This window comes from Leisingera sp., assembly GCF_034669605.1.
In the GTDB taxonomy this organism is placed as follows: Bacteria; Pseudomonadota; Alphaproteobacteria; order Rhodobacterales; family Rhodobacteraceae; genus Leisingera.
The window spans coordinates 1-9,976 of the sequence record NZ_JAXMOX010000176.1 but is presented as its reverse complement, the minus strand read 5'-3'; the positions used below and the strand labels follow the sequence as shown (position 1 = coordinate 9,976).

General features: G+C 60.4%; 6 protein-coding genes and 2 pseudogenes. 2 read left to right on the top strand and 6 right to left on the bottom strand.

All coding sequences use genetic code 11. The annotated features are described in order from the left end of the window. Positions 1-598, top strand: a 598-nt coding sequence (locus VOI29_RS18790; protein WP_323782196.1) for a glycosyltransferase, incomplete at its 5' end; no start/stop codon positions are given. An 89-nt stretch (positions 599-687) separates the two neighbouring features. Here the strand turns inward: VOI29_RS18790 and VOI29_RS24705 are convergent. The 3 genes and pseudogenes from VOI29_RS24705 to VOI29_RS18775 form a co-directional block, all read right to left on the bottom strand. Further along, entirely contained in the window at positions 688-1,509 is an 822-nt protein-coding gene (locus VOI29_RS24705; RefSeq protein ID WP_416361561.1) for a glycosyltransferase family 2 protein, read from the bottom strand. 327 nt (positions 1,510-1,836) lie between these two features. Beyond that, a pseudogene (locus tag VOI29_RS24700) lies at positions 1,837-2,262 on the bottom strand (hypothetical protein); the annotation flags it as partial. Positions 2,263-5,457: 3,195 nt separating this feature from the next. Next, positions 5,458-6,765: pseudogene (locus VOI29_RS18775) on the bottom strand (glycosyltransferase family 2 protein); the annotation flags it as partial. Positions 6,766-6,919: 154 nt separating this feature from the next. On the opposite strand from VOI29_RS18775, the gene VOI29_RS18770 reads away from it, so the two are divergent. Beyond that, entirely contained in the window at positions 6,920-7,690 is a 771-nt protein-coding gene (locus tag VOI29_RS18770; RefSeq protein ID WP_259986653.1) for a hypothetical protein, read from the top strand. A 179-nt stretch (positions 7,691-7,869) separates the two neighbouring features. Here VOI29_RS18770 and VOI29_RS24695 read toward each other — a convergent pair whose 3' ends face one another. From VOI29_RS24695 to phoB, 3 genes are all read right to left on the bottom strand, one after another. Beyond that, positions 7,870-8,064: a helix-turn-helix domain-containing protein gene (locus VOI29_RS24695; protein WP_416361560.1), complete on the bottom strand. Its 195-nt coding sequence runs from the start codon at positions 8,062-8,064 to the stop codon at positions 7,870-7,872. A 112-nt stretch (positions 8,065-8,176) separates the two neighbouring features. Then, entirely contained in the window at positions 8,177-9,184 is a 1,008-nt protein-coding gene (locus VOI29_RS18765) for an IS30 family transposase (protein WP_323782193.1), read from the bottom strand. 134 nt (positions 9,185-9,318) lie between these two features. Then, on the bottom strand, positions 9,319-9,976 hold a 658-nt coding region (gene phoB, locus VOI29_RS18760; RefSeq protein WP_323782190.1), incomplete at its 5' end, for a phosphate regulon transcriptional regulator PhoB.

Below are 9,976 nucleotides of genomic sequence, written 5' to 3'. Positions count from 1 at the left end.
GACCCGTGCCGCCGAGTTCTACGACGAGACGGGACCCGCCCAGGTTAACCCCCAGAAACAGACCCTGACACTGGGGTATCTGGGCTACATGCGCCGCGACAAAGGGTTCTTTTTCCTGCTGGATGCGCTGGAAGCATTGCCCCCGGATCTCGCTGCTCGGCTGCGCATCATGGTCGCCGCGCGCGCGGCGGACCCTGCCACTATGGCGCGGTTGCGTGCGTTGGGCGATCATCTGGCGGAGGTGATCTATCACGATGGTTATACCCACGCGGAGTTGGAAGCGATTTTGGCGCCGGTAGATATAGGAGTGGTGCCTGTGTTGTGGCACGACAACCTGCCGCAGGTCGCCATTGAGATGCACGCGCGCCGTATCCCCTTGTTGACGGCAGCAAGGGGCGGTGCGCCGGAACTGGGAAACTGCCCGGAGATGGTGTTTGCGCCAGGCGACGTTGCAGACTTTGCCCGACGGATACAGGCTCTTTTGGCCGGAGAGATCTCCATGCAGGCCTATTGGCACGGGGCGATGCGTCCGGTGACCGTACCTGAGCATCTCGTGGAACTGCTGGAAATTTACGAGGAGCATGAGGCGGCACCCTGAGCCGTGCTTGCGCCCTGTTGCCCCCCTTATCCCCTTTGGCCTTCGCAGGGCTCTATGATCGGCCCGGGGTTGCGGGGGAATGCGCAGCTTCAGCCGCGGAGCCTGCGCCTGACGAAAGGCACATCCGTCCATTTTTGCGATAGATCAGGATCGAAGATCACGCTGCGCCCCTCAGAGACGAGGGCGAGATATTTACGGTATTCCTCGGCGTTGTTGAAATGCTGGCCGCGCAGAACTTCGGCCTGTGCTTTGCGCCGAAAATCGGTGTTGTACTTGAAATGCGCAAACAGCAATTCGCGCGGGGCGATGCGCGCGTCGCCGACGAAATGCAACCCCGCCGAAAGGCGCATCCACGGCTGGTAACGCAGCAGCGCCAGTTTTTGCGCGACGAACATGCTGCGGTGCGAGCCTGCAATCAGCCGGTGGCGCAGCGCAGAGGTCCAGCAGCGCTGATCGGCAAAGGGGCCGCGGGCCAAGGTGTTGGCAAGGAACGGTACGCGGTCGGCGTAACCGGCTTGGTCGAAGGGCGTGCCTTGGGCAAAATCGGCATCCTCTAACGGGCCTTGAGGGTACATATCGAGCATGAAGACACGGATGGCCTCGGCAGTCTCGAAATCAGAGTGGTTGAGAAGTTGCGCCAATGTTTGGCTCTGTTTCTCCTGCCAGACCAGCAGTTCGTCGGCATCCGCCACCAAGGACCACTTGCCAACCCGGAAGGCTGCCATCATGGCCTGCTGCCAGGCCACGCCGTATTGCGACAGGCGATAATCCGTATCCACCGAAAACAGCGCCACATCGGGTTGCTGTGCCAGATATTCCAGCGTGCCATCGTTCGAGCAATTGTCGGCGATTAGGAACGCTTCCACGCCCAGCTTGCGGTAATGGGCTAGGAAATGTGGCAGCATGAACATCTCGTTGCGCATGCAGGCCACCACTGCCACCCTTGCATCGCGCGCCCGGGTAACGCTATCCTCCGAGCTGACGAGTTCCAGCGCGTTGCTCTGATAACCCAGTTCGGCCTCTTGGTAGCTCGGCCAGATCTTGCGCGGCCACAGGCCGGGCTTGTCGTAGCGCACCAATGCATCTGCTTGATCAAGATGAGTATCGAGATGCACCAGTTGCAAGGGGGCCGTCTGGCTGGGGTGAAAGCTGTTGTGCCACAGCGGGACGGGGAGGGCGTCTCCATAGGTCCGGCGGCGCATGGAGATGCGGTAGTCCTCTTCGGCGGGAGAGATGCCGCGCATGGCCAGAAGATCGCCCAGCATCTTGTCTTCCATGAACGAAACGCTAATCAATTGCTGCCCCTCGGGGCTTGCGGCTGCTTCCAAGGCGGCGGCCATGGCTGTGCGACTAAGGGCGTAGCCAGTGCCACCATCGGTGTATTCCGAGGGCTCTGGCGATTTGTCCAGATCGAACCGGCCGCGCAGGGAGCTGGATTTGCCCTGGTGCCATTTGCGGTCCATCTGTCCCACTGTGCGATAGAGGCGGCGGCCGTAATAGTCGAACTTGCGGTAGCTGAGCGAGTGGAAAAACAGCGGCGCGTTGAGAAAACAGTCGTCGTCGATCTTCACCATATGCCCGTAGCGGGTGTTGTCATGCACCCATCTAATGGCGGCCAACGTTTTTTGCGGCAGCCCTTCGTAGTCGTCGGGCGCGTCCAGATAGACGATGTCGCCATCCCGTGTACCGTCGCCGTCACCGACCACGACGACATAAGGCACGCCCAGATCCTCCAGCAGGCCCAGCCAGCCCGCGCGCATCGCGGGGATGCGCGTATCAAGGTAGGGCACGCAGGAAAACACTGTGATAATGGTATCGAACAGCGGATGACCGTCCGGTAGGCCTGTGTTGTCACTCGCGGGCAAAGCGGCCAGGGAAATGTCAAGATGATCGACCAGCGCTTGCACCACGGGCAGCAAATCCTCACGGTGCTGGAGGCGGCGCAGGGGCTGGTGCAAAGCGGGTGCCGCGCGCCATTGCGCGCCCTGGGCGTCAAGAAGGACGATTTGCTGGCGGATCCAGTCGCATATTGCCTGCACCTGAGCAGCGTCGCTGTCATGTAGGCTGTCGATCAGGGCCACGGCCATGCCCAGCCCCAAATGATGCGATCCTGCATCAGCTAACTGGCCAAAGCTGTCCGTCAGGGCCTCCGCCAGAGCGGCCTGCGAGGGATTTGCGGTCAACGCAAGTGCTTGCTGCGCGGCCTGTTGCTGGGTGTCGAAATAAGGTGCTCGAGGGGTTTTCGGATAAAGTAGTGGCAGCGCCGTGGCCGCCATGGCCGCGACCTCCGCCGCGACGGGCGCGCTACCGGGGCTGGCCATATGGCGCAGGACGTTGCGATCGCGGTCCCGGCTGTCGGGCGTGTGCAGTGTGCCTAGATCGGACAGGGTGATACCGCCCTCTGAGAGAGTGGGCAGGCCTGCAGGACCGAAGATCTCGCGGCGGACGCGTGGGGCGTCATGGGTTTTTGCGATCTCGAACAGTTGCAAGGCGCGGTGCTTTTGCAGGGCGTCTGTGCGGTTTGAGGCGATGTCGTCAAAGGCCGCCCGCGCCTGTGCGATGTCGGTGGGCAGATCGGCTGCTTTTTCCAGATCAGACCAAAACTGAAGACGGGCTATGGGCGCAACACCGCGTCGAGGACGTCGCCACACCCGAAGGCTTTGCCCGTGATCCTCAACTGGTCGTCGATTTCTATAGATCTCCAGACAGAGCGCCACGACCTCTTGTTGTTGTCGCGGGGGAAGGCGGTGGCGCTGCAGGATTAGGGTGGCCGCGGTGCGGATCAATTCGCGGCAATGCACAGGCTCCCAATAGTTCTCCACGCGCGCCCTGAGAAACGCGGCGAAGGCATTGAGCATACGGATGCGTATATCAACCGGGGTTGTGGCATGCGTGAGGCCAATGCGCACCGCCCAAGCGATGGCGGGCATTACCAGCCATTCGCGTCGCGGCTCGGTGAGCGTCGCCAGACCCTCGGCAGCCTCGCGGTACTGCCCGTCCGCCACCAGATAGGGCAGGCTTGCCGAGACGGCCCAGCGGCTGCCCGCGTGGGGCAGGGGCAGCAGGCCACGGCTTTTGGCGCGCTGGTAAAGGCCCTCGAAATCTCGGTCCTGCGCACAGAAGAATTCCGCCAACTCCAGAAACATTGGGGCCTGTGCTGCCGGAGAGACCTGAAGTCCGTCCAGAACGGCGAGTGCTTCCGGGGACTGCTCGGGCGGGGCGGTTCGGCTCTGCGCCAAGCGGGCAACAACGGTTGCGACCTCGCGGTCAATAGGATCGCCCGCGAGGGGCGGCGGGGCCGGTCTGTCTTGCGTGGCGCTGTCGTTCTCCATGAAGTCCTGCACATCGTAGAAAGCGGCCAGTTCATCAATCCGCTTGTGTGCAGGCGCAGAGAGCAGCGGCAGCAATCCAGCATAACGGATATATTCCAGCGTGTTGAGGCATAGGGTGCTGTCGCTTGTCGCCAACGGCAATGTCAGCAGCGCCTCAATCCGCGCGGCGAGGTCCGTGCGCGTAAGGGTGATCCGGTCGGTTTCGGCGCCTTGAATCAATTCCAGCGTGAGCCCCGCTTCAGCGGGCAGATCGCGCCAGAGAGAAGCAGGCAGCAGGGCGGTGGCCGTGCCTTGCGGTGCGGCGGTAAGTGGCAGGGCCGTGGGGGGGCAAGATACGTCAGAGGACAGCGCTTGCAGTTTAGCCGTGTCGCCCGTGGTGCCAATGCGCAGAGCGAGGCGGCTGTCGAGGACAAGGCCGGTCTGGGGCATCTGCGGGATCACATGTGGGGTGCTGACCGTACCGTTGGTATGGAACCCGGCGATGGCCTCCAATCCGGGGAAACGGGTGTGGCGGCGCAGACCCCGCGGGGCGATGTCGAAGACCTCCTCGCCATTCAGCAGGACGCGAACGCGGGGCGGGGCGAAGTCAAAGACGACGTCCGCGCGCCCCGAGGACAGGTCCACCACATAAGGAATTTCAGCCTTCCATGTGCCGTCGGGGTGCTGGCTGTTGAACACGGCCAGCCCCTCCGCCTGACGTAGCGATAGGTGAAACAGGACTTGGTCGCGGCCCGCCGCCTGAAAATAGATGTTGGCAAAAGGCATGGTGTGGAAATCGGCCCGCAAAGTGAGAAGCCCGTGTTCTTGCAGATTGAAGGCGTGCAGAGGCTTGCTGTTTCCCGCAGGCAGGGCGGGCACTTTGCGGTGGTGAAGTGCAGCCTGCCCGATCCGGCCCATCCGGCCATAGAGCACGGCCATGGGATCAAGCAAACGTGCCAGCCGCGGGCCCACGAACGGATCAAGGCCCGCCCGGCGGTCGGTCCCGTACCCCTGCCATAGGGCGATGAGAGCAGCCCCCAGCACCATCTGCATCCGCGATGCGCGGCTGGCGTATTGACCGAAATACACCTGTTCGCGCAGGGCACGGGCAAAGAGCTTGCGCTGCCAGCCATCCGGCAGGGCCTGTTGTAGAGTGTCTGGAAGGGCCCGCGTGACGGCGCGGGTCAGGGCGGTATGGCCGCGGGACAGCGCGCGCGCGTTGAACGGGGTGTGCCACCTTTCGAACCCACCGTCGCGCAGGGTGACAGTAATGCCGGCATGGGGAATGTAGGTGGTGCAGGGGGCCAGCAGAGCCGCGTTCAGGCACAGTGCCCAATCAGATCTGGGCCCGTCGGTGAAACCCAAGTCGTGGGTGGTGAGAAAGGCGCGCGCGAATATTTTGGCGCTGCTTTGGGCCTCAAGACTCAGAGCTTGGCTGGGAGACAGATTAAGCGGACCTGCAGGCGGGCTGCCCTGCGACCACTGGTCCATATCGAGGATGCCATTGTGATAGGTCGTCAGCCCTGTATCGACATGCGCCAGTCGCATCTGTGTGATGCCGAAATCTGCCTGCGCGCGCAGCATGGCCTCGGTTCGTTGCAAGAGCGTCCAGGGTGTCAGGGCATCGCCGGTTTGCACGAACACCACATAGATGCCGCGTGCCTGTGATAGCCCGTGGTTGAAGGCGACACCCGCCCCCTCGCGCGGGGCACGCAGAATTTTCCAATGGGCAGGCAAGTCCTTCTGATGTGCGCCCACAGCCTGCTGTGCGGCCTTGTTCTGGCAGACGATCAGCGCCTCAAAGCCGGGTGCCGTCTGCGCGCGCAGAGCCGTGAGGCTGCGATCAAGAGCTTCGGTATCATTACCATCCCAGAATAGGATCACGCTGAGGGGCAGGGTGCCTGCCATTTCCAGCGCCCAGCTGCGCCCGATGTCAGGGTCCCAATCGCTGTCATAGTCCAACCCATTCCGCTGCAAAAAGTCCTGCGCGGCGACGGCGAAACGCCGGCGGCGGTCAGGGTCGGCGATCACGGTGCTGCGCTCGAACGTCAGACGGCTTGCGAGGCGGGCGAGAGCGGTGCGCCCGCCGGGGCGATCACTGGCCTCGAATTGCGCGGCAAGGGTTTCAAGCACGTCAAACTGTTCAAATACGCGGTCGCTGTCCTGTGCGGTGATTTGGCCCGCGCGGCCGCGTGTCTGCAGATAAAGCGCCTCGGGCAGGTGAACGATGTGGTCGGTGCGCGCGGCGGCGCGGTGGAAGAAACCGTGGTCCTCGAACCATGTGCCGTTGTCAAAGCGCAGACCTTCGATCAGATCGCGGCGGTAGAGTTTGTTCCAAGCTGATGGAAAATGGCGGATCACATCGCACCAGTCGTGCAGCGGATAGCGGCGCCAAGAGTTATGCTGGGCCAGGTCCGGCGCACCGTGGATGGTGGAATGTACGCTGCCTGTGCCGTCTGCCATGTTGGACTGGACGGCGCAGGCCACCCAGTCTGCGCCGCTTTCCTCTAGCACCTGCCACATCCGCATCAGATAGTCCGGCATGATCTGGTCATCACTGTCGACAAAGGCGATGTATCTGCCCACGGCCTGGCTGAGCCCGGTGTTGCGCGCGGCACTGAGCCCTGCATTGTCCTGCCGGATCAGGGTGAAACGCGGATCCCCCCCCGCCGCTTTCAGTGCCGTATCGCCACTGCCGTCGGTGGCGCCATCGTCGATCATTAAGACTTCGAAATCGATTAGAGTTTGAGCCCGCACGCTCCGAATGCAGTCGGCCACATGGTCCTCGACATTGTAGATCGGGATGATCACCGAAACGCAGGGCCTCTGCGGGCAGGACGGGACAGATGCGGTCATTGCAGAACCGCTGCTAGAGTGTGTGTCATGGGGGAGTTGTTTCTCAACTTGCCCCACAGGTAAAGAGCAAGTTGTAGGGCCGCTTGCCTTGCCCCGCTGGGGGGCTGGTGCTACCACCAGCGCTAGGTGCTAACGCTGCGCAAAGGGGTAACCATTGAGCCATCCGTACGTCATCTGGACCATGCGCAGGACCGGAGGCACGACGCTTGCCTCGCTGCTGAGTACCCTGTCAGAGCACAGGGGCGTTGAACATGAACCTTTCAACAATGAGCGAATGTACGGCCACATATCTCAGACGTTTGCGCAAACCTCGGATGCTGTCCAGCTGCGAACGGATCTGCAAAGCTGCTTGGCAGAGAGGCCGGTCATCAAACATTGTTACGAGCTGATGTCGCATGCCTTCAACGCCGTGCTTTTTGAAGTCAGCACAGCGTTGGGGTACCAGCATATCATTCTGGATCGGCGCAGTGAGACAGAGCGCATTCTGTCGCTGGAGCTAGCGCATCTGACAGGCGCCTGGGGCGGAGAGGCTGCGCAGAAGATTTATCCGGCTATTGAGACAGGTGAGATGGCCCTGCAACCGATCAACATGCAGCGCGCAGAGCGGCAGATGCGCCTGTGCAACACGCGTCGCCAAGAACTGGCACAGATAACGGATGATGCGGGGATTGCGCCTTTCGTCGTATATTTCGAGGATGTCTACAGCGACCCCGTCGCAGGGCGCGCGCTGATTGAGCGGTTGCTGGCGTTCTTGGGGATCCGGCCTGAAGAACACCCCGACTACGAACATCTAGTCAGTGATGCCTTATTGCGGCGCGGTCAGAATTCAGCGCGGATCCTACAGGCGGTGCCCGATGTCGATATGGCCGTAAAAAAGCTTGAAGCATTGCGCCGTGTACAAACCACTGCCTTCATGCCTTCCTGACAGAGACCATTCCTGCCGACTTGTTCATTGCCTGCTCAAGCTGACGCTGCAATGTGAACTCACGTTGAAGTGCAGTTCCGGCGCACCGTGGATGGTGGAATGTACGCTGCCTGTGCCGTGTTCAGGTATGTTTTTTATTCTGCGCGGTTCCGTATTTCCATTAGGCTGCTTCAAAGACCTCAGCGGCATGTGTGGCTTCTATCGGATCCGGGCGTGCTTCTATCTGAAAAATGGTTGCGCTTAAGCTCGCGGAAAATCGTTGATCTGCAACGCTTCAGAACGCGCGCGCTCTCATCGACAGGGACCTTTGCGTGTCTCCAGCGTTCTATCTTGCGTCGTTCTGTGATACTCAGTTGGTTGTAAACGGCTCCCATACCGATTCCTCTCATTAGATAAGCTACTGTTTTCTAACAAGAGTCGCACTTGAGGGTAGCGCACGCTTGGTGTGAACTCACGTTGAAGTGCAATTTCTGTTTGATCAGTTTATCAGGGTGACGTCACCCTTTCCATCAGGTTCAATCGGAAGACTTCAGCGGGCGTTTGATACCCCAGACACTTGCGCGGCGTATTGTTGAGACAGTCGCAGATCGACCTTAAATATCGATCTGTGAGCACCGTGGGATCAGCCTTTCGCGGAAGGTAGCGGCGTAGACGGTTGTTGGTGTTTTCGACCGTACCCTTCTGCCAAGGCGATTGGGGGTCGCAGAACCAAGCGTCGACACCAAGCCCAGCTTTCAAATGCCGCCAGGCAGTGAACTCTGTGCCGCGATCAAATGTGATGCTGCGACGGGCTTCAGCGGGCAGGGGAGATAGGCTATCAATCAGGCCTTCCATCACCGGTTTTGATTGACGATCCGGGTTCTTTAAAACGACAGCGAACCGGCTCACGCGCTCGACCAAAGATGTCACGTTCGCTTTCCCAAACTCTTTGCGGAACATCACCAGATCGCACTCCCAATGCCCGAACTGGCTACGTTCGGCTATCGCTTCGGGACGATGGGCTATGGCCAATTCTTCAAGAAACCTACGCCCATGATGCTTGCGCGTTCCACATGGCCTGCGACGCCTGCGATGCTCAGGCAGGTGGCGATAAAACTTCTCAGCACGGCCATCGTTAGAATAAGCGTAACGGTAAATCGTCTCGTGACTGACCCGCATCGGATGGCGTTCCAGCTTCATGCGTCCGGCGATCTGTTCGGGCGACCAACCGGCATCAAACCCTTCGCGGACAGCTGCCATGATCTCCGGGTGTCGGATCAACTTGCGATGCACCGCACGACGCTTCTCATATTGATCCTGTGCAATCATGGCGTGGTAGCCATTCAGCTGCGGAAGTTCGGTATCAGAGTAGGTGTTTCGTCTGATCTCACGGTAGATCGTTGACGGCGCGCGTTGCAGATTGTCGGCGATCTCTTTGACGGGTATCTTCGCTTCAAGCCATCTGGCCAGCTTGCGACGTTCTTCGAGGTTCAGGTGAGGGTAGCAGCGTCCCATTGATCAACTCCATGCAAGGTTCTGTTTTAATACAGAATTCGCACTTCATTTGTGAATCCACCGTCCAGAAATACACAAAGCGTATAATTGGTATTATGTAACTAAATAGAACTCTGCGGAAGGCACAATATTGCTTAACCCAAGGCGTATCCGGCCCCACGTACCGTTCTGATCGGATCGCCGCCGCCTTCGCGGGTCAGCGCCTTGCGCAACCGCGCAATGTGAACGTCGACGGTGCGTGTGTCGACATAGATATCGCGGCCCCAAACGTGATCGAGCAGTTGGTCACGGCTGAACACCCGGCCGGGTTTCTCCAGCAACGTTGTAAGCAATCGGTACTCAGTCGGCCCCAGTTTCAGCTCATTGCCCGCACGGCTCACACGGTGACGCTCCGGATCAAGCTGGATGTCATCAAAGCTTAGAAGCGCGCCTGCGGCTGCGGGTCGTGTCCGCCGCAGTTGCGTCCGCACCCGTGCCATGAGTTCGCGCAGATTGTACGGCTTGATCACATAGTCATCCGCGCCGGTCTCAAGGCCCCGTACTGTGTCCACTTCCTCGGAGCGCGCTGAGAGCATGATGACCGGGATATGCCGGGTGGTCTCTCGCGACTTTAGCTGGCGGCAGACTTCGATGCCGCTCATCAAGGGCATCATCCAATCGAGGATCACTAGATCAGGTGCGGCCTCTGACACCAGCAGCATGGCTTCCTCACCATCCTCGGCGCGCCGTACCTCAAAGCCTTCGGCTTCGAGGTTATAGGCCAGCACCTCTCGTTGCGCGGGTTCGTCTTCT